At 69.8% G+C, this 21,037-nt stretch carries 14 protein-coding genes; all 14 read left to right on the top strand.

Annotated features, from left to right (window positions below; genetic code table 11):
* Positions 1–2 precede the first annotated feature (2 nt).
* The 14 genes from ACLJRM_RS29380 (at position 3) to ACLJRM_RS29315 (ending at position 20,990) form a co-directional block, all read left to right on the top strand.
* On the top strand, positions 3–5,582 hold the full coding sequence (locus ACLJRM_RS29380; RefSeq protein WP_410664892.1) for an amino acid adenylation domain-containing protein: 5,580 nt from the start codon (positions 3–5) through the stop codon (positions 5,580–5,582).
* A gap of 13 nt (positions 5,583–5,595) precedes the next feature.
* Positions 5,596–5,805, top strand: coding sequence for an MbtH family protein (locus ACLJRM_RS29375; protein WP_101612835.1), 210 nt, complete (start codon positions 5,596–5,598; stop codon positions 5,803–5,805).
* Positions 5,806–6,070: 265 nt separating this feature from the next.
* Entirely contained in the window at positions 6,071–7,246 is a 1,176-nt protein-coding gene (locus ACLJRM_RS29370) for a cytochrome P450 (protein WP_101613805.1), read from the top strand.
* Positions 7,247–7,268: 22 nt separating this feature from the next.
* On the top strand, positions 7,269–8,426 hold the full coding sequence (locus ACLJRM_RS29365; protein WP_410664891.1) for a cytochrome P450: 1,158 nt from the start codon (positions 7,269–7,271) through the stop codon (positions 8,424–8,426).
* Positions 8,416–9,612 carry a cytochrome P450 gene (locus tag ACLJRM_RS29360; protein ID WP_101612838.1) on the top strand — a complete coding sequence of 399 codons (1,197 nt, stop codon included), beginning with the start codon at positions 8,416–8,418 and terminating at the stop codon, positions 9,610–9,612. Before ACLJRM_RS29365 ends, ACLJRM_RS29360 begins: the two co-directional genes overlap by 11 nt.
* A gap of 487 nt (positions 9,613–10,099) precedes the next feature.
* Entirely contained in the window at positions 10,100–11,341 is a 1,242-nt protein-coding gene (locus ACLJRM_RS29355) for a cytochrome P450 (RefSeq protein ID WP_101612839.1), read from the top strand.
* A gap of 17 nt (positions 11,342–11,358) precedes the next feature.
* Positions 11,359–12,516, top strand: a complete 1,158-nt coding sequence (locus ACLJRM_RS29350; protein WP_410664890.1) for a glycosyltransferase — start codon at positions 11,359–11,361, stop codon at positions 12,514–12,516.
* A 35-nt stretch (positions 12,517–12,551) separates the two neighbouring features.
* Positions 12,552–13,778: a glycosyltransferase gene (locus ACLJRM_RS29345; RefSeq protein WP_410664889.1), complete on the top strand. Its 1,227-nt coding sequence runs from the start codon at positions 12,552–12,554 to the stop codon at positions 13,776–13,778.
* A gap of 59 nt (positions 13,779–13,837) precedes the next feature.
* Complete coding sequence (locus ACLJRM_RS29340; protein ID WP_101612842.1) at positions 13,838–15,073, top strand: glycosyltransferase; 1,236 nt, start codon at positions 13,838–13,840, stop codon at positions 15,071–15,073.
* A gap of 68 nt (positions 15,074–15,141) precedes the next feature.
* Positions 15,142–15,921: a class I SAM-dependent methyltransferase gene (locus ACLJRM_RS29335; RefSeq protein ID WP_410664930.1), complete on the top strand. Its 780-nt coding sequence runs from the start codon at positions 15,142–15,144 to the stop codon at positions 15,919–15,921.
* Positions 15,922–15,941: 20 nt separating this feature from the next.
* Positions 15,942–17,081 (top strand): glycosyltransferase, encoded by a 1,140-nt coding sequence (locus ACLJRM_RS29330; RefSeq protein ID WP_410664888.1) that lies wholly within the window; start codon positions 15,942–15,944, stop codon positions 17,079–17,081.
* 82 nt (positions 17,082–17,163) lie between these two features.
* Positions 17,164–17,988 carry a PIG-L deacetylase family protein gene (locus tag ACLJRM_RS29325; RefSeq protein WP_410664887.1) on the top strand — a complete coding sequence of 275 codons (825 nt, stop codon included), beginning with the start codon at positions 17,164–17,166 and terminating at the stop codon, positions 17,986–17,988.
* Positions 17,989–18,031: 43 nt separating this feature from the next.
* Positions 18,032–19,885, top strand: a complete 1,854-nt coding sequence (locus ACLJRM_RS29320) for an ArnT family glycosyltransferase (RefSeq protein ID WP_410664886.1) — start codon at positions 18,032–18,034, stop codon at positions 19,883–19,885.
* A 64-nt stretch (positions 19,886–19,949) separates the two neighbouring features.
* Entirely contained in the window at positions 19,950–20,990 is a 1,041-nt protein-coding gene (locus tag ACLJRM_RS29315; RefSeq protein ID WP_101612846.1) for a methyltransferase, read from the top strand.
* Positions 20,991–21,037 lie beyond the last annotated feature (47 nt).

Here is a 21,037-nt window from a genome sequence, read left to right as displayed (position 1 = left end):
TCGTGACCGTTGACGACACCCGCGCGAAGCCGCGTTCCAGCGTGGAGGACGTCTGGCCTCTTTCCCCGCTGCAGGAGGGAATGCTCTATCACACCGCCCTCGACGACGACGGTCCTGACACCTACACCGTGCAGACCGTCTACGGCATCGACGGCCCGCTGGACGCCGCGCTGCTGAGGGCGACGTGGCAGGCTCTCGTGAACCGGCACGCCGCGCTGCGGGCCTGTTTCCGTTACGTCAGCGGCGCGCAGATGGTGCAGGTCATCACGCGGGACGCCGAAATCCCTTGGCGGGAAACGGATCTCTCCGGGCTGCCGGACGAAATCCTCGAAAGCGAGGTGGACCGGCTCGCCGCGGACGAGTTGGCCGAGCGCCTCCGCATCGAGGTGGCACCGCTGATGAAGCTGCACCTGATCCGGCTCGGCCCGGACCGCCACCGGCTCGTGCACACGCTCCACCACGTGCTGACCGACGGCTGGTCGATGCCGATCATCCACCGCGAGCTCGCCGCGATCTACGCGGCGGGCGGAGACGCCTCCGGGCTGCCGCCCACAGTGTCCTATCGGGACTATCTCGCCTGGCTCGGCAAGCAGGACAAGGAAGTGGCCAGGGCCGCCTGGCGGGAAGAGTTCACCGGGCTGGACACGCCGACCGCGGTGGCCCCGGCCGATCCGTCCCGGGTGCCCGACATCGACACGGCGGTGGTCGAGCTGTCCACCGAGGTGACGGACGGGCTGGCCAAACTGGCGCGCGGCCACGACCTCACCCTCAACACCGTCGTGCAGGGCGCGTGGGCCGTCGTGCTGTCGCAGCTCGCCGGCCGGACCGAGGTCGTCTTCGGTGCGACCGCCTCGGGGCGTCCCGCCGAGCTGGCGGGCGTGGAGTCGATGGTCGGCCAGCTGCTCAACACGCTGCCGGTGCGGGTCCGGCTCGACGGCGCGCGGCGGGCCGTCGACCTGTTCGCCGAGTTGCAGCGCGACCAGTCGGCCCTGATGGCCCACCAGCATCTCGGCCTGCAGGACGTGCAGGCCGTCGTCGGACCCGGAGCGGTCTTCGACACGCTCGTCATCTACGAGAACTTCCCCCGCAAGGGCCTCGGCCAGGAGCACGGCGGCCTGACCCTGCGCCCGGTCAAACGCGGCCGCAACTCCTCGCACTACCCGTTCACCCTGGTCACCGGCCCGGGTGAGCAGATGCCGCTCATCCTCGACTACGACCGGGGTCTCTTCGACCGGACAATGGGCGAGTCGGTCGTGGGCGCGCTGGCCCGCGTCCTGGAGCGCCTGGTCGCCGAACCCGAGGTCCTCGTCGGCCGCCTGACGCTGCTGAGCGAGGGCGAGCGCGCCCTGGTGGTGGACGACTTCAACGCGACCGCGGGCCCGGTGCCGGGTGATTCCGTGGTCGAGCTGTTCGCCCGGCGGGTGGCCGAGGCACCCGACGCGGTGGCGATCACCGACGCGGCCGGGTCGAACCTCACCTACGCCGAGGTCGACCAGGCGTCGAACCGGCTGGCCGGCCATCTCGCCGGACGCGGCGTCACCCGCGGCGACCGCGTCGGGGTGGCCATGGAGCGGTCCCCGGACCTGCTGATCGCGTTCCTGGCGATCTGGAAGGCGGGCGCCGCGTACGTCCCGGTCGACGTCGAATACCCGGCCGAGCGGATCGCGTTCCTCCTCGGCGATTCCGAGGTCTCGGTCGTCCTGTGCACCGAGGCCACCAGCGGAGTCGTGCCCGAGGGCGCGATCGTCCTCGACGCTCCGGAGACGCGCGCCGCCGTCGCCGCCACCGCCGCGACGGCGCCGTCGGAGCGGCCGTCCGCCGACGACCTGGCGTACGTCATGTACACCTCGGGATCCACTGGACTTCCTAAGGGCGTGGGGATCCCGCACGGTGCGGTGGCGGGCCTCGCGGGCGACTCGGGCTGGCAGATCGGCCCTGGCGACGGCGTGCTGATGCACGCGACGCACGTCTTCGACCCTTCGCTCTACGCGATGTGGGTGCCGCTCGCCACGGGCGCGCGGGTCCTGCTCACCGAGCCGGGCGTGCTGGACGCGGCCGGGGTGCGGCAGGCCGTCGCCCGGGGCGCGAACTTCGTCCACCTCACCGCCGGAACCTTCCGCGCCCTGGCGGAAACGTCCCCGGAGTGCTTCGAGGGCCTGGTCGAGATCGGCACCGGCGGGGACGTGGTTCCCGCGCAGTCCGTGGAAAACCTGCGGCGGGCCCAGCCCGGCCTGCGGGTGCGGAACACCTACGGACCGACCGAGACCACCCTGTGCGCGACGTGGCTCCCGATCGAGCCCGGCGACGTGGTCGATCGCGAACTGCCGATCGGTCACCCGATGACGAACCGCAGGATCTACCTCCTCGACGCCTTCCTGCGCCCGGTGGCGCCGGGAGTGGCGGGCGAGCTGTACATCGCGGGCACGGGGCTGGCCCGCGGATATCTCGGCAGCCCGGACCTGACGGCCGGGCGGTTCGTGGCCTGCCCGTTCCTGCCGGGCGAACGCATGTACCGCACCGGCGACCTGGCCCGCTGGACCCGTGACGGCGAGGTCGTGTTCCTCGAACGCGCCGACGACCAGGTGAAGATCCGCGGTTACCGGGTCGAGCTCGGCGAGGTGGAGTCCGTGCTGGCCGTCCAGCCGGGAGTGGTCGAAGCGGTCGTCATGGCGCGCGAAGACCAGCCGGGCGAGAAGCGCCTGGTGGGGTACTTCGTCTCCGACGGCAGTGACGCGGGACCCGAGGAGATCCGGCGTCAGCTGGGTCTGGTCCTGCCCGCGTACATGGTCCCCATGGCGGTCGTCGCCCTGCCCGGGCTGCCCGTCACGCCCAACGGCAAGGTGGACCGCCGGGCACTGCCCGCCCCGGATCTCGCGGGACGCGCGTCGGAGAAGGCGCCCGAAAGCGAGTCCGAGAAGGTCCTCTGCGAGCTGTTCTCCGAGATCCTCGGCGTCGACCACGTGGGTGTCGACGACGCCTTCCACGACCTCGGCGGCAGTTCCGCGCTGGCCATGCGGCTCATCGCGCGGATCCGCGAGGTGATCGGCGTGGACCTGCCCATCCGGCAGCTGTTCTCCTCGCCGACGCCCGCCGGTGTCGCCAGGGCGCTCGCGGCGAAGTCGCGTCCCGCGCTGGAGGCCGTCGAACGGCCGGACCGGGTGCCGCTCACGGCCCGGCAGCTCCGTGCCTGGCTGCTGGCCAGTCCCGGGGAGGAGACCGCCGGTCTGCAGGTCGCGGTGGCGCTGCGGCTGCGCGGCAGGCTCGACGTGCCCGCGCTGGCGGCCGCGCTCGGCGACGTCGCTGCCCGGCACGAAGTCCTCCGCACGACCTTCCCCGGTGACGCGCAGAGCGTTCACCAGCAGGTCCACGAGGCTTCCGCGATCGAGCTGACCCCGGTCCCGGTCACCGAGGACGAGCTTCCCGCGCTCCTCGCCGAGCGTCGTGAGTCGGGCTTCGACCTCACCCGTGAGGTGCCGTGGCGGTGCGACCTTTTCGCGCTCTCGGAAAAGGAACACGTCCTGCAACTGCGGGTGCACCGGATCCTCACCGACGACGACTCGCTGGACGTGTTCTTCCGTGACCTGGCGGCCGCGTACGGCGCCCGGCGCTCGGGCCGCGTCCCGGAGCGTGCGCCGCTGGCCCTGCAGTTCGCCGACTACGCGCTCTGGGAGCAGCGGCTTCTCGACGACGGCCGGGAGCAGGGCAGCCTGATCGACGAGCAGGTCGTCTTCTGGCGGGACACCCTGACCGGCATCGACGGCGAGACGGTGCTCCCGTTGGACCGGCCGCGGCCCGCCGTCCCGTCGCGCAAGGCCGGCACGGTCGCGCTGCGGCTGGACGCCGGTCCGTACAACCGGTTGACCGAAGCGGTGGAACGGCTCGGCGCGGAGACGATCCAGGTCGTGCACGCCGCGCTCGCCGTGCTGCTGGCCAAGTTCGGGGCGGGCGAGGATCTCGTGATCGGCACGACGCTGCCGCGGGACGAGGACCTCATCGACCTCGAGCCGATGATCGGCCCGTTCGCGCGGCCGTTCGCCCTGCGGACGGATCTCTCGGGCGACCCGACCTTCCTGGAGGTCGTCACCCGGGTGCAGGAGGCGGTCCGCGGTGCGCGTCCGCATCTGGACCTTCCCTTCGAGCGGATCGTCGAGCTGCTCGACCTGCCCGCCTCGCTCTCGCGTCACCCCGTGTTCCAGGTGGGACTCGAGGTGAACGAGGAGGACATCGGCGCGTGGGACGCGGCGGAACTGCCCGCTCTGCGCACCAGCGCCGAGCCGGGCGGGGTCGAGGCCATCGAGCTCGATCTCGCGTTCACGCTCACCGAGCGCCTCGACGAGGACGACAACGAGGACGGCCTCGCAGGCACCCTTCGTTACGCCGCGGACCTGTTCGACGAAGCCACGGCGGAATCGGTGGCACGACGGCTGATCCGGGTCCTGGAACAGGTGGCCGAGGATCCCCAGCGGCGGATCGGCGACCTGGACCTCTTCCTGGACGACACCGAACGCGGCCGTCCGGCCATCGCGCCCGCGCGCTGGTCCGGCGACGTGCCTTCGGTGGTCGCCGCGCTGGCCGAGGACGGTCCGCTGGGCGCGCTCGTGCTCGACGACGCGCGGCGTCCCGTCGCTCCGGGAGCGGTCGGCGATCTCTACGTCACCGGCCCGGCTGTCGACGCGGGCAAGTCAGGACGGCCGAGCGAACCTTGCCCGTTCGGGGACGCGGGGCACCGGATGCTGAACACGGGCCTGCTCGCCCGCAAGACCGCGGCCAAGACCCTGATCGTGGTGGGCGAGCGGCGGCGATCGAGCACCGCGGTGAAGACGGGCGACTACGAGATCCTGCTGCCGCTGCAAGCCGGTGGCGACCGCCCGCCGCTGTTCTGCGTCCACGCGAGTGGTGGCCTGAGCTGGAACTACGGGCCGCTGCTGCGGCACCTTCCCGCGAACCAGCCGGTCTACGGGGTGCAGGCGCGTGGCCTGGCCCGGACCGAACGGCTTCCCGAGAGCGTCGAGGAGATGGCGGCCGACTACCTCGCGCACATCCGCGCCGTGCAGCCGACCGGGCCGTACCACCTGCTCGGCTGGTCACTCGGCGGACGGATCGCGCAGGCGATGGCCGCGTTGCTCGAAGCGGACGGGGAAGAGGTCGGCCTGCTGGCCCTGCTCGACGCCTACCCCGTCTACATGGGACGGAACGCGACCGGCACGGTGACCGAAGAAGCCTCGCGCGACGAAGACGGCCTGCAGAAACGGAAGCAGCAGGATCTGGAACTCGCGGGCGGAATGGTCCAGGGACCCGGTGCCAAGGAACGGCTGGAAGCCGTGATGCGGAACCTCTGGAAGGTCGGGCCGCAGCACACCGCCACGCCGTTCAAGGGCGACATCCTGCTGTTCGTCGCCTCCGAGGACCGGCCGGCCCATCTGCCCGTTTCCGAGGCGATCGCCGGCTGGAAGGACTTCACCAGCGGGGCCATCGAACCCCACGAGATCCCGACCAACCATTACGACATGGTGCAACCCGCGGCGCTGGTCCAGATTGGGTCCATCGTCGCCGAGAAGCTCCGGCCCCGGCCGGGTGCGTGAAAGGACACAAACCATGACCAACCCCTTCGACAACGAAGACGGTTCCTTCTTGGTGCTCGTCAACGACGAAGGCCAGCACTCCCTCTGGCCGACCTTCGCCGAGGTGCCCGCCGGCTGGACCCGCGTGCACGGCGAGGCCTCGCGCCAGGAATGCCTGGCCTACGTGGAGGAGAACTGGACCGACCTCCGGCCGAAGAGCCTGATCGCGGAAGTCAACGGCTGAGCTGAGCTGTCCAGCCGCTCAATGCGGACGGTTGGACGAGCCCGGCGGCCGCTTGCCCCGATGACGCGAAAGCCACTTTCGCAACCTTCACCGTTGTGAAAGTGGCTTTCGCAACGCGCCACCGGCGCGGCACCGGCGCGACGCGCCCCGAGAACAGAAGCGCCCACCCTTGCCCGCCGGTCGGTTGGACGAGCTCGACGCTCGTCCGGCCGACCGGGAACATCCACTCCGCATGCCCCGGCTGGTCGAGGCGAAAGGATCTGCCGTGTTCGAAGAGCTCAACGTCGTCCGGGGCTTGGAAATCCACCGGAGGGACCGATTCGATCCGGGTGCGGAACTTCTCGCCCTGATGGACCAGGGCCCCATTTCCGCTTTGGGCACCGAGGATTCCGGGGAACGCCGGACCGCGTGGCTCGCCACCGGGTACGACGAGGTCCGGCAGGTCCTCAGCTCGGACAAGTTCAGCGCACGGCTGATCTACGGCGGGACCGCGGCCGGGATCGCCTGGCCCGGTTTCCTCACCCACTACGACCCGCCGGACCACACCCGGCTGCGACGGCTGGTGACGCCTCCGTTCGCCATCCGGCGGATGCAGGGGTTCCGGCCGGAGGTCGAACAGATCGTCGAAGACGTCCTCGACACCATCGAGGACATGGGCGGCCCCGCGGACTTCGTCCCGCAGTTCGGGTGGGCCGTCGCCACGACGGCGACCTGCGACTTCCTGGGCATCCCGCGTGACGACCAGGCGGATCTGGCGCGCACCTTGCACGCCAGCCGGACCGAGCGGACGGACAAACGGCGCAACGCGGCGGGCAACAAGTACATGACGTACATGAACAAGGCCGTGGCCCGCGTCCGCACCAACCCCGGTGACGACCTGTTCGGTGTCGTGGTGCGCGAGCACGGCGACGAGATCACCGACGCGGAGCTGGCGGGGGTGGCCGCGTTCATCATGGGCGCGGGCGGCGACCAGGTGGCCCGGTTCCTCGCGGCGGGCGCGTTGCTGATGGCCGATTTCCCGGAGCAGTTCGACCTGCTCCGCGAAAAGCCGGACACCGTCCCGGATTGGCTCGAAGAGCTGACCCGGTACCTCACCACCGACGAAAAGCTCCACCCGCGCATCGCGAAGGAGGACGTGCTGATCGGTGACCGCCTGGTCAAGGCGGGCGACACCGTCACGTGTTCTTTGCTGGGCGCGAATCGCGGGAAGTTCCCGGCCCCGGAGGACGAGTTCGACATCACCCGGGAGAAGGCCCCGCACGTCGCGTTCGGGCACGGTATCCACCACTGCCTCGGCAGGCCGCTGGCGGAGATGGTGTTCCGGGTCGCGATTCCGGCGCTGGCCCTGCGTTTTCCGAAGCTGAGGCTCGCCGAGCCCGACCGCAAGCTCAAATTCGGGCCGCCACCGTTCGACGTGGAAGCCCTGCTGCTCGACTGGTAACGCCAGAAGCCTGAGGAGAATCATGGTAGTTCCCTTGCCGCATCAGCGGATCCGGCTCGATCCGGCGCCGGAGCTCTGCGCGTTGCAGAAGGAGGGGCCGCTCCACGAGTACGACACGGAGACGGGGCTGAACGGCCGCAAGCAATGGTTGGTCACCGGCTACGACGAGGTGCGGGAGATCCTCGCCGACGCCACCCGCTTCAGTTCGATGCGCCCGGTCGACGACGAGGCGGACCGGGCCCATCTGCCGGGGATCCTGCAGGCCTACGACCCGCCCGATCACACCCGCCTGCGCGGGACCGTGGCGGGGGCGTTCAGCGTCCGGCGGATCGAGCGGCTGCGGCCCCGCGTCGAAGAGATCCTCGAAGAGGGCTTGGACGATCTCGAGAGCATGGGCTCGCCGATCGACTTCGTCCGGTACGCGGGCTGGCCCATCCCGGCACTCATCGCCTGCGAGTTCCTCGGCGTCCCGCGCGACGACCAGGCCGACCTGTCGCGGATGATCCGTGACAGCCGGGAAAGCCGGATTCCCAAGCAGCGGGCCCAATCGAGCCTCGGCGTCGTCCACTACTGCGAAAAGCTCGCGGCCCGCGAACGCCGCGATCCCGGCGACGAACTGATCGGTTTCATCGTGCGCGAGCACGGGGACAAGGTCAGCGACGAAGAGCTTTCGGGGCTCGCCGAGGCGATCCTGATCGTGGCGGTCGAGCAGATGGCCGCCCAGCTGGCGATGGCGGTGCTCCTGTTCGCGACCAACCCCGCCCAGCTGGCGCTGCTCCAGGAGCGCCCGGAGCTGGTGAACAGCGCGACCGAGGAAGTCCTTCGCTACCCGACGATCGTCGAGGCTCCTTCTCCCCGGACAGCGCTCGTCGACCTGAACATCGCCGGATACGACATCCGCGCCGGTGACGTGCTGACCTGTTCGATGCTGGCGGTCAACCGCACGCTCGGGGACAAGTTCGACATCACCCGGGAGAACTCGCCGGGGCACCTGGCCTTCGGGCACGGCATCCACCACTGTGTCGGCGCTCCGCTGGCCAGGCTCGAACTGCGGGTGGCGCTGCCGGTGCTGGCCCGCCGGTTCCCGTCACTGCGGCTGGCGGTCCCGGAAGAGGAACTGCGGTTCGTGGCGGGCAAACCGGCCCCGTTCAACATCGAGGAGCTCCCCATTGAGTGGTGAGGACACGCGCCCGCTCCACATCCGCAGGCAGGACCTCGATCCGGCGGACGAACTGCGCGCCGCCGGACCACTGTCGAGGGTCACCGTCGGATCCGGAGCGGACGCCGAAACCATTTGGATGGCCGCGGGACATTCCGTCGTGCGGCAGGTCCTCGGCGATCACAAGCGGTTCAGCACGCGGCGCCGTTGGCACGAGCAGGACGAGATCGGCGGGGAAGGCATCTTCCGGCCGAACGAGCTGGTCGGCAACCTGATGGACTACGACCCGCCCGAGCACACGCGGATGCGGCAGAAGCTGACTCCCGGGTTCACGCTGCGCAAGATGCGGCGGATGGAGCCGTACATCGAGCAGATCGTCACCGAACGGCTCGACGCCATGGAGGACGCGGGATCTCCCGCCGACGTGATCGAGCTCGTCGCCGACGAGGTGCCGGGGGCCGTGCTGTGCGAGCTGATCGGGGTTCCCCGGGACGACCGCGCCATGTTTTTGAAGCTGTGTCACGGACATCTCGACGCTTCGCTGAGCCAGCGGAGACGGGCGGCCGCCGGCGAGGCGTTCTCCCGCTATCTGCTGGCCATGATCGCCAGGAACCGGAAGGACCCCGGCGAAGGGCTGATCGGGGCGGTCGTCGCCGCACACGGCGACGAGGCCACCGACGAGGAGCTGAGGGGCTTCTGCGTTCAGGTGATGCTGGCCGGTGACGACAACATCTCCGGCATGATCGGGCTCGGCGTGCTGGCGCTGCTGCGGCATCCCGAGCAGCTCGAAGCGCTGCGGGGCGAAGGCCAGGCGGCGGACCGCGCGGTCGACGAGCTGATCCGGTACCTGACGGTGCCGTACGCCCCGACACCCCGGACGGCCATGGAGGACGTCACCATCGGGGAGGAGGTCATCAAGGAGGGGGAAACCGTCCTCTGCTCGCTCCCGATGGCCAACCGTGATTCCGCGCTGCTGCCGGAACCGGACCGCCTCGACCTCGCGCGCGAGCCCGTCCCGCATGTGGCGTTCGGGCACGGCATCCACCATTGCCTCGGCGCTTCCTTGGCCCGTCTCGAACTGCGGACCGTGTTCACCCTTCTGTGGCAACGTTTCCCCGAGCTGAGGCTCGCGGATCCCGCGAAGGACACCATGTTCCGCCTGACCACCCCGGCCTACGGCCTCACCAGCCTGATGGTCGCTTGGTGAGGCGCCGGTCCAGTGGGTCGTGAGTGGCGTTTCGGGCTATTGAGGGGAAAGGCAAACGTGCCTTGGTCGTGGACGCGTTGCGAAAGTCGCTTTCGCAACGGTCAAGGTTGCGAAAGTGGCTTTCGCGACACCCGGACCACCACGCAGCCAAGCGATCACCCGCGAAACGTTTTGCCATACCTCTCAAAATAAGTCCGTACGTGGGCGAGCGCGAGGTGTCGCCGAGGGTGAGGGGTGTGTGGAAATAGGGACGTTCAACGTCCCTATTTCCACACACCCCTGGGGTCGGCTGGGTCACCGGGCTGTCGTGACCGGACGGGTCACGGCAGACTTTGTGGATTTCTGGTCATCCAACGCAACCCGAATCGCCACTCACGACCACGTCCATGGCGGCGCGCTGGACCTCCCGCCCGATCGCGGATGAAGATGGCGATGCGGCGCGCAGCCGGACCGCAATTCCTGGTCTATGAAGGAGCTTCCACTCGGTATGGAGCACGCAATCGACGAGGTCGCGCCGGCCGTGGAGCCGACGGCGAACTACATGATGAGAACGCACTGCGATCCGCATGCGGACATGTTCGCCCTCCGCGAGAAGGGCCCGCTGGTCCGGATTCTCGGGGACGCGTCCACGCAGCTCGGCACGGGCTACGTCTGGCAGGCCCTCGGCTACGACGTCGTGCGCAAGATCCTCGGTGATCACGAGAACTTCACGACGCGGCCCCGGCTGACCGAGGCGGAAGCGGCGAGGACGACCAACGGCGAAGACGTGCCCATGGCGCCGCAGTTCGTCGGGCAGATCTCGACCTACGACCCGCCGGAACACACCCGGCTGCGGAAGATGCTGACCCCGGAGTTCACCGTCCGGCGGATCCGGCGGCTGGAACCCGCGATCCAGGAACTCATCGACGATCGTCTCGACGAGCTGGAGGCGGAGGGACCGGGCGCGGACGTCCAGGGACTGTTCGCCGATCCCGTCGGCGGCGGGGTTCTCTGCGAACTGCTCGGCATTCCGCGGGACGACCGCAACGAGTTCATCCGCCGGATCAGGCGGAACGTCGACCTCAGCCGCGGCTTCAAGGCGAGGGCGGCCGACAGCGCGGCGTTCAACCGGTATCTGCTCAGCCTCATCACCCGGCAGCGCCAGGATCCCGACGAAGGGTTCCTCGGCATGCTCGTGCGCGAGCACGGGGACAACGTCACGGACGAGGAGCTGAAGGGTCTCTGCACGGCGCTGCTCCTCGGCGGTGTCGAGACCGTCGCGGGGATGCTCGGGTTCGGGGTCCTCGCGCTGCTGGATCACCCCGAGCAGAAACAAATGCTCTTCGAAGGCCGCGAGGAAGCCGATCGCGTGGTCAACGAACTGCTGCGGTATCTCTCGCCCGTGCAGCAGCCGAATCCGCGGATGGCGCTGAGGGACGTCGTCGTCGGCGGACAGCTGATCAAGGCGGGGGACTACGTCCTGTGCTCGATCCTGATGGCCAACCGGGACGAGGCGCTGACCCCGAACCCCAATGTCCTCGACGCGAGGCGCCCTTCGGTTTCGGACGTCGGATTCGGGCACGGAATCCATTACTGCATCGGCGCGGCGGTGGCGAGGACGGTGCTGCGGATGGCTTATCAGGCGCTGTGGCGACGATTCCCCGACATGAGCCTGGCGGTCTCCGCCGATGAAGTGAAACTCCGGAACGCCTTCATCGACTGCCCGGATCAGTTGCCGGTCACCTGGTAATGCAGAGGGGAAGCGAAATGCGCGTGTTGTTGTGGGCGTGTGGATCACGCGGGGACGTCGAGCCGCTGGTGGCGCTGGCGGCGCGGCTGCGGGAATCCGGCGCCGAGGTGCGGATGTGCGCGCCGCCGGACAGCGCGGAGCGGCTGGCCGAGATCGGGGTTCCGCTGGTGCCGGTCGCGCGCCCGGACCGGGGGATGAACGACGGCGAGGGACGTGACCCCGCCCTCGCGGCGGCCGGGATCGCCGAGCAGTTCGACCAGATGCCGTCGGTCGCCGAAGGCTGCGACGTCGTGGTGGCGACCGGTCTGCTGTCCGGTGCGGTCGCCGTGCGCTCGGTCGCCGAGAAGCTCGGGATTCCTTACCACTACGTCGCTTTGTGCCCGATCCACCTGCCGAGCCACCTCGAAGCGGCGCAGCGGGTGATGTACAACCAGGGTGCCGACGGGCTGTTCGGTGACGCGCTCAATGCCAAGCGGGCCGAGATCGGCCTGCCGCCGGCGAAGAACCTCTTCGACTACTGCTCCACCGACAAGCCTTTGCTGGCCGCGGATCCCATCCTCGCCCCGCTCGAACCGCGGCACGAGGCCGTGCAGACCGGCGCGTGGATCCTGCCCGACGAACGCCCGCTTTCCGGTGAGCTGGAGGCGTTCCTCGCCGCCGGGCCGCCGCCGGTGTACGTCGGTTTCGGCAGCTCGTCCGGGACCGCCGACGCGGCGAAGGTCGCCATCGAGGCGAGCCGTGCCCAGGGGCATCGGGTGATCCTTTCGCGCGGCTGGGCCGATCTCGACCTGCCCGACGCGGGCGCCGACTGTTTCGCCGTCGACGAGGTGAACCTCCAGGAGTTGTTCCGCCGGGTCGCCCTCACCATCCACCACGACGGCACGGGGACGACGCACGTGGCCACCCGCGGGGGCGCTCCCCAGATCGTGGTGCGCTCGATCGTCGGCCAGCAGTACTACTCGGACCGGATCGCCGAACTGGGGATCGGTGTCGCCCTCGAGGGTCCGGCCCCGTCCTTCGAGGCCATGTCCGCCGCGCTCACCACGGCCCTGTCGCCGGAATCCCGGGAGCGGGCGATCGCCGTCGCCGACACGATCCGCGAGGACGGGACGACGGCCGCCGTCGAACTGCTGCGTGAAGCGGTCAGCCGGGAAAAGCCGTCTGTTCCGGCCTGAACCATCACAGAACCTAACGAACGGGGAATCACGGAATGCGCGTGTTGCTGGCGACGTCCGGAAGCCGTGGGGATGTCGAACCGCTGGTGGCCTTGGCGGTGCGGCTGCGGGACTCCGGCGCCGAGGTGCGGATGTGCGCGCCGCCGGATTCCTCGGAACGGCTGGCCGAGGTCGGCGTGCCGCTGGTGCCGGTCGGCAAGTCGACCCGGACCGCGATCAAGGGGGCGAAGCCGCCGTCGCCCGAGGACGGGCCGCGGCTTTCCGCCGAGGCGATCGCCGTCCAGTTCGAGCAGGTCCCGGCGGCCGCCGAGGGCTGCGACGTGGTGCTGGCGACCGGGATGCTGGCCACCGCGGTCGCCGTGCGGTCGGTCGCCGAGAAGCTCGGCATCCCCTATTTCTACGGCTTTTACTGCCCGCGCTTCATTCCCTCGCCGCATTACGCGCCGCCGCCGCCGCTCGGCGAGCCGCCCGCGCCCGAGGGGACCGACAACCGGGTGCTGTGGAACAAGAACAGCCAGAGCGCTCTCAGGCGATTCGGTGAGCCGCTCAACGCCCAGCGGGCCTCGATCGGCTTGCCGCCGGTCGAGGACATCTTCCGGTACGGCTTCACCGATCACCCGGTGCTGGCGGCCGATCCGGCGCTGGCCCCGTTGCAGCCGACGGATCTCGACGCCGTCCAGACCGGTGCGTGGACCCTGCCCGACGAACGCCCCCTCGCGGCCGACCTGGAGGCGTTCCTCGCCGCTGGGCCGCCGCCGGTGTACGTCGGTTTCGGCAGCATGCGCGCGCCCGAGGAGGCCGCCAAGATCGCCATCGAAGCGGTCCGCGCCCAGGGCCGCCGCGTGATTCTTTCCCGCGGTTGGGCCGATCTGGCCCTGGTCGACGACCGGGGCGACTGTTTCGCCGCGAGCGAGGGCAACCACCAGCTGCTGTTCGGCCGCGTGGCCGCCGCCGTCCACCACGGTGGCGCGGGGACGACGACCACGGCCACCCGTGCGGGCGTTCCCCAGGTCGTGGTCCCGCAGATCGCCGACCAGCCGTACTTCGCGGGCCGGGTGGCCGAACTGGGCATCGGGGCGGCGCACGACGGCCCGACCCCGACCTTCGATTCCTTGTCCGCCGCGCTCGCCACGGCGCTCGCCCCGGAAACCCGGGAGCGGGCGGCGGCCGTGGCGGGCACGGTTCGCACCGACGGGGCCGCCGTGGCCGCGAAACTCCTGATCGACGCGGTCAACCGGGAGAAGCCGTCCGTTTCCGTGTGACCACACAGTCGTGTGACCACAGTCGTGTGACCACACGGTCCGAAAACAGGGGATGCGAAATGCGTGTGTTGTTGTCGACGACCGGACTCCGCGGAGACGTCGAACCGGTGGTCGCACTGGCCGTGCGGTTGCGCGAGCTCGGCGCCGAGGTGCGGGTGTGCGCGCCGCCGGACACCGAGGAGCGGCTGGCCGAGTTCGCCGTTCCGGTGGTGCCGGTCGGCCAGTCCTTGCGCGCGATGATGCGGGGGATGTCGGAGTCGGCGGAGGGGCCGGAACCCCGGAGCCCGGCCGAGGAGCTCGGCGAGCAGTTCGACCAGGTCCCGGCGGCCGCCGAAGGCTGTGACGTGGTGCTGGCGACCGGTGTGCTGTCCGCCGCCCTCGGGGTGCGGTCGGTGGCCGAAAAGCTGGGCATCCCGTACTTCTACGCCGCGTACTGCCCGATCTACCTGCCGTCGCCGTACTACCCGCCGCCGTTGTCGCGTGGCGACGGCCGTCCGCCCGAGGAGGCGATGGACGACAACCGGGCGCTGTGGGACTTCTACGACGAGGTCTTCGCCAAGCGGTACGCCGCCCCGCTCAACGACAGGCGCGCGGCGATCGGCCTGCCGCCGGTGGGGAATCTCGTCGAGTACGGCTTCACCGAGCAGCCCTGGATGGCGGCCGACCCGACCTTGGCCCCGCCGCGGCCGGAACTCGGCGCCCTGCAGACCGGCGCGTGGATCCTGCCCGACGAACGGCCGCTTTCCGCTGAGCTGGAAGCTTTCCTCGCCGCCGGCCCGCCGCCGGTGTACGTCGGTTTCGGCAGCACGTCCGAGACCGCCGGCACCGTGAAGCTGGCCATCGAGGCGATCCGCGCCCAGGGCCATCGGGTGGTCCTTTCCCGTGGCTGGGCCGATCTGGCGCTTCCCGACGACGGGGCCGACTGCTTCGCCGTCGGCGAGGCCAACCTGCAGGCGTTGTTCGGCCGGGTGGCCGCCGTCGTCCATCACGCGGGCGGGGGTACGACGACCGTGGCCGCGCGGGCGGGCGTCCCCCAGGTCGTGCTGCCCCAGATCACCGACCAGCCGTACTTCGCCGAGCAGGTGGCCGCCCTGGGCATCGGGGTGGCGTTCGAGGAGTACGGACCGGCGCCGACCTTCGATTCCCTGTCGGCCGCGCTCGCCAAGGCACTGTCCCCGGAGATCCGGGAGCGGGCGGCGGCCGTGGCGGGCTCGATCCGCACCGACGGCACGACGGTGGCCGCGGAACTCCTGCGTGACGCGGTCAGCCGGAAGAAGCCGGCTGTTTCCGTTTGACCATCGTGAACCTAACCAGGGTGAGGAAAATGTCCGATCTGGCTGCTGCACCGCACGAGAACCGGGAAATGGCGCAATGGTTCGGCCTCGACGCCGAACGGTACGACCGCGCCCGGCCCAGCTATCCCGAAGCACTGGTCGACCGGGTCGTCGGTTTGAGCCCTGGCAAGAACTTCGTGGACGTCGGCTGCGGTACCGGTCTTTCGTCGCGTCCGTTCCAGGCGGCGGGCTGCACGGTGCTCGGCGTGGAACCGGACGCGCGCATGGCGGAGGTCGCCCGCAGGCGTGGCCTCGACGTCGAGGTCGCCAAGTTCGAGGACTGGGACCCGGCGGGCCGCACCTTCGACGCGGTCGTCTCGGGGACCGCCTGGCACTGGGTGGACCCGTTCGCGGGCGCGGCCAAGGTGGCGGGTGTACTGGCCCCCCAAGGTCTGCTGGCGTTGTTCGACAACGGTTTCGAACTCCCGCAGGCCGTCATGACGGCGCAGGGGGAGGCGTACTGCCACGCCATGCCCGACCTGAAGTTCGAACCACCGTCCGAAAAGGACGGTGAAGAAGACGTCGAAGAGTACGCCAAGCAGATCTACGCCAAGCAGTACGTGAAGGCCGCCGAGGGCATCCTCAAGACCGGGGCGTTCAGCGAGCCGGAGGAACTGCGGTTCGCGTGGTCGCGGGTCTGCACCCGCGACGAATGGCTGGACCAGATCCCGACCCAGGGCGGCCTCAACCATCTCGCGGAGGACGCGCGCGCCCGGTTCCTGACGTATCTCGGCTCGGCGATCGACGAGCTGGGCGGCTCTTTCACCATCAACTACGCCACTGTCGGCATCGCCGCGATCCGGCGCTGAAGTACTCCAGGGGATACGAAATGCGCGTGTTGTTTTGGTCGTACGGAGCCCGCGGCGAGGTCGAACCGCTGGTGGCACTGGCGGTGCGGTTGCGGGAAGACGGAGTCGAGGTGCGGATGTGCGCGCCGCCGGACTACGCCGCACGCCTGGCCGAGGTCGGTGTGCCGCACGTCGTCGTCGGCAAGCCGGTGCTCGAAGGCGCGGGAGCGCTGGGCGGGCCGCCCGAGTCGCCCGAGGCCGCTGTCGCGGGGATTGCCGAGCAGTTCGAGAAGATCCCCGCCGCCGCCGAAGGCTGTGACGCGGTGGTGGCGAGCGGTCTGCTGTCCGGCGCGATCGGGGTGCGGTCGGTCGCCGAGAAGCTCGGAATTCCCTATTTCTACGCCGTTCCTTCGCCGGTCCTGTTGCCGTCGCCCGAGCACCGGGCCATGTACAACCAGGGCGCCGACGGGATGTTCGGTGAAGCGCTCAACGGTCTGCGGGCCGGGATCGGCCTGCCGCCGGTGAAGAGCCTTTACGACTTCAGCTGTACCGATCAGCCCTGGCTGATCGCGGATCCGCTCCTGGCCCCGCGGCCGCCGGGCCTCGACGCGGTGCAGACCGGTGCGTGGCTCCTGTCCGACGAACGGCCTCTTTCCCGTGAGCTGGAGGCGTTCCTGGCCGCCGGCCCGCCGCCGGTGTACGTGGGCTTCGGCAGTTCACCCGCGCCCGCGAACATCGCCAAGGTGGCCGTCGAGGCCATCCGCGCCCAGGGTCGCCGGGTGGTCCTTTCCCACGGCTGGGCGGGTTTGGACCTGCCGGACGGTGCGGCCGACTGCCTTGCCGTCGACGAGGTGAACCTCCAGGTGCTGTTCGGCCGGGTGGCCGCAGCCGTCCACCACGGCGGAGTGGGCACGACGCACGTGGCCGCTCGCGCGGGCGTTCCCCAGGTCGTGGTCCCGCAGATCGCGGACCATCCGCATTTCGCCGCCAAGGTGGCCGAACTGGGCATCGGGGTGGCGCACGACGGCCCGGAACCGACCGCCGAGTCCCTGTCCGCCGCGCTCGCCACGGCACTGGCCCCGGAAACCCGGGAGCGGGCGACGGCCGTCGCCGCGACGATCGGCGCCGACGGGACGACGGTGGCCGCGGGACTCCTGCGTGAAGCAGTGGGCTCCGCCTGACCAACTGTCCGTAATGGACGCTTGGTCTTCTGTCCAGTCCGCACTGTTGTAGCGTCGTGACGAGGTCATCAAAATCATGTCCATGCTTCAGAATCCCGGGGAGACCCGGCTGCTGGCGATCTCCCCCCATTTGGACGACGCGGTCCTTTCGCTCGGGGCCGGTCTCGCCCAAGCCGCGCGGGACGGCGCGAAAGTGCTCGTCCATACGGTCTTCGCCGGTACCGCGCTCCCTCCCTATTCCGCGGCGGCGGAGCGAATGCACGCCGTCTGGGGTCTTTCGCCCGAAGACGACGCGCCGCTCCATCGGCGGAACGAGGACATCGCCGCCCTCGACGGCCTGGGGGTGGCCCATCGCCACGGCCGGTTCCTCGACTCCATCTACCGCCGGTTGCCCGACGGCCGCTGGCTGACGGATCACGTGGCAGGCGGGCAAAAGCTGGCGATGAACCAGGATTCGGCCGACGGCGACGACGGTCTCGTCACCGAGATCAAGGCCGACCTCGAGACGGTCATCGCGGAGTTCGCTCCCACCGTGATCGTCACGTGCGCGGCCATCGTCGACCATCCCGACAACGAGGCCGCGCGAGACGCCGCCCTGTCCGCCGCGCGCGAGAAGAACATTCCGATACGGCTGTGGGAAGACCTTCCCTACTCGATGTTCAAACCGGGCAACATCGAACTCCCGCCGGGATTCCGCCTCGGTTCTTCCGAATTCCACTCCGCCACCGCGGAGATCTGGAAACGGAAAGTCGAGGCCGCGGAGTGCTATTCTTCCCAACTGGCGATGCTCAACGGCCGCAACAAGAATCTGTTCGCCCGGCTCGACGAGCACGCCCGGAAGAACTCACCCCATGGCGGATATGGCGAAACCACCTGGCCGGTTCTCCTCGACGAAGATCCCCGCTGAACCTCCCCACAATCGACGCCGTATCACGCCCGGAGGTACCGGAGTGTCCGCAACACTCACCCATCTGCCGTCGCCGCCCTCCCAGGACCCCGCGCCCGAAAGCGCGCGCAGCCGCTGGGCGTTCTGGCGTTCCCCCGCCGATCAGCCGCAGTGGGCGAGGCCGGCGCTGCTGGGCATCGCGTTCGTGGCGCTGGTGCTCTACGCCTGGAACCTGCCGCGCGTCGACTTCGCGCCGCTCTATTCGGACGCCGCCAAGAGCATGTCCGAGAGCTGGAAGGCGTTCTTCTACGGCGCCGTGGACCCGGGGGCGACGTACACGCTCGACAAGCTCGCCGGATCGTTCGTGCCGCAGGCTCTCTCGATCAAGATCTTCGGTTACCACGAATGGGCCGTGGCGTTGCCGCAGGTGATCGAGGGCGTGATCTCGGTACTGGTGATGTACCGGGTCGTGCGGCGCTGGGCGGGCGTGGTGCCCGGGCTGCTCGCCGCGGGCATCTTCACCCTCACCCCGGTCCTCGCGTCCATGTTCGGGCACAGCATGCAGGACGGCCTGCTGACGATGTGCCTGGTGCTCGCCGTCGACGCCTATCAGCGCGCCGTCCTCGAAGGGCGGCTCCGGTCGCTGGTCTGGGCCGGTGTCTGGGTCGGGATCGGCTTCCAGGCCAAAATGGTGCAGGCGTGGATGATCCTGCCCGCGCTCGCGATCGGCTACCTGCTGACCGCTCCGGTCGAAGTGCGCCGCCGGGTGAAGCACGTGGGGATCGCCGGGGTGGTGACGCTCGCGGTGTCGCTGTCGTGGATCGCGCTCTACACCTTCACCCCGGCCAGTGCCCGGCCGACGATCAGCGGCACCACGAACAACAGCGCGTTCGCCATGGTGTTCGGCTACAACGGTCTCGGCCGCGTCGGCATCCACATCCCCGGCGCCGAGGACCCCAACGGCCGCGGCGGCTTGCCGTCGCTCGGCCCTGGTGGTGGCCAGGAGGGCGGTCCGCAGGGTGGTCCCGGCGGTGGCCCCGAAGGCGGTCCCGGTGACGGTCCGCAGGGCCAGGAGGGCGGACCGGAAGGCGGCCCAGGAGATGGTCCTGACGGCGGTCCCGAGGGCGGTCAGCCGGGCCCGGACGCCCAGGGGAACTTCGGCACGAAGCACCAGGACGAACAGAACGGGGACTTCGGTTCCAAGCACCAGGACGAACAGGACGGGAACTTCGGCCCGAAGGCCGAGGGCGGCCAGCCGCTCGGGCCGGGCGGACCCGAAATGGACCAGTCCAAGATCGAAACCCGGGCGGACCCGTTGGGAGCGACCAAACTGCTCGACGGTCACCTCGGCGTCGCGATCGCCTGGCTGTTCCCGCTCGCGTTGCTGTCCCTGCTGTGCGGGCTCTGGTGGTGGCGCCGGGCCGAACGGACCGATCCGGTCCGCGGCGGACTGGTGATGTGGGGCGTGTGGCTGGTGACGTTCGGCTTCGTGTTCAGTGCGAGCGCCGTCGCGCACACCGCGTACGTGGCCTCGCTCGCCCCCGCGATCGCCGCCCTCTCCGCGCTGGGCATCGTGACCTTCTGGCGGGCGTACCGAAGCGGCGGCAAACAGGCCTGGATCCTGCCGGTCGCGATCGCGGCGAACCTCGCCTGGGGCGCCTGGCTCTGGTCCCACTACCCCAACTTCCTGCCGTGGGCGAAATGGGGGACGCTCGCGCTCGGCGTCGCCGCCCTCGTCGTGCTGATCCTGGCGCGGCTGATCAAGTCCGCCTCCTCGGGCCTGGTCACGGCCGGACTCGTCATCGGCGTCGTGGCCATGCTGGCCGCGCCCGCCACCTACGCCGTCTCAGTCCTTGATCCCGATTACTCCGGCAGCTCCTTCGACGCCAACGCCGGACCGGCGTCCGGCTCCTTCTGAGGTGAGCCGGTTGTCGTTCTCATCGTCTGCGGAAGACTCCGCCGGCCGGAAAGGAAATCTGCAGATGCAGGAATCGCTCGACTCCACCGAGGTGCACCGTCGTTTCCAGCTGATCGCCAACGGACCCGCGCTGTTCAACGCGGTGGTGTCCGGGATCGAGTTGGACATCTTCGACTTCCTCGCCGAGAAGGACGGTGCCGACGCGGCTGAACTCGGTGCCTTCACCGGCCTGGAGCCGCACAAGCTCCGGGTGCTGATGCTCGCGCTGGCCACCACCGGCCTGATCGAGAAGCGCGGCGTCGACTTCGTGAACCACCCCGTCGCGACCGAACTGCTCGCCGCGAGCGGACCGGAAAGCTGGCGGCACATCCTGCTCAGCTGGAAGACCATCTACTACCCCGCGTTCGCCCGGATGACCTCCGCGCTGCGCGCCGGCACCAACGAGGCCCTCGACGCCCTCGACGGCCCCGGCGACACGCTGTACGCCCGGCTCGGCAACGACCCGGAGAAGGCCAGGATCTTCTACACGGCGATGTCGGCGTTCTCGCTGCAGACGATGCCGGGACTGCTGGAGCACATCGACGTCAAGTCGTCGCGGCACCTGCTCGACGTCGGCGGCGGTGACGGCACCACGGCGGCGGCGCTGCTCAAGGCCAACCCCGGCCTCAAGGCCACCCTGCTCGACCTGCCGAGCAGCGTGGCACTGGCCGAACAGCGCGTGCCCGCCGAGATCGTCGACAGGCTCACCCTGCACCCGGCCGACCTGCTGACCGACCCGTTCCCCACCGATACCGACCACGCCCTGTTCAGCCACGTCCTGGACACCTTCACGGCCGAGCAGTCGGTCATGTTGCTGGCCAAGGCGTACGAGGTACTGCCGTCCGGCGCGAAGATCTCGATCTACGGTTTCGCGGCCGCGGACGACGAGACCGGCGGCCCGCTCTCCGCGCGGCTTTCCCTGTACCTCAACATTCTGGCCACCGGACGCGGAATGGCCTGGCCGCAGGCCGAGGCCGCGTCCTGGCTGAAGTCGGTCGGCTGCGTCGACGTCCGCTCGGTCGAGCTGCCGTTCGAACACGCTTTGGTGACCGGCACGAAGCCCTGACACAAGGTCCGTGAAGGCCTCCTTCCCTACTCTCAAGGTAGGGAAGG

The organism is Amycolatopsis sp. lyj-84, from assembly GCF_046549075.1.
Classification (GTDB): Bacteria; Actinomycetota; Actinomycetes; order Mycobacteriales; family Pseudonocardiaceae; genus Amycolatopsis.
This window is presented reverse-complemented; position numbering and strand designations above follow the sequence as displayed.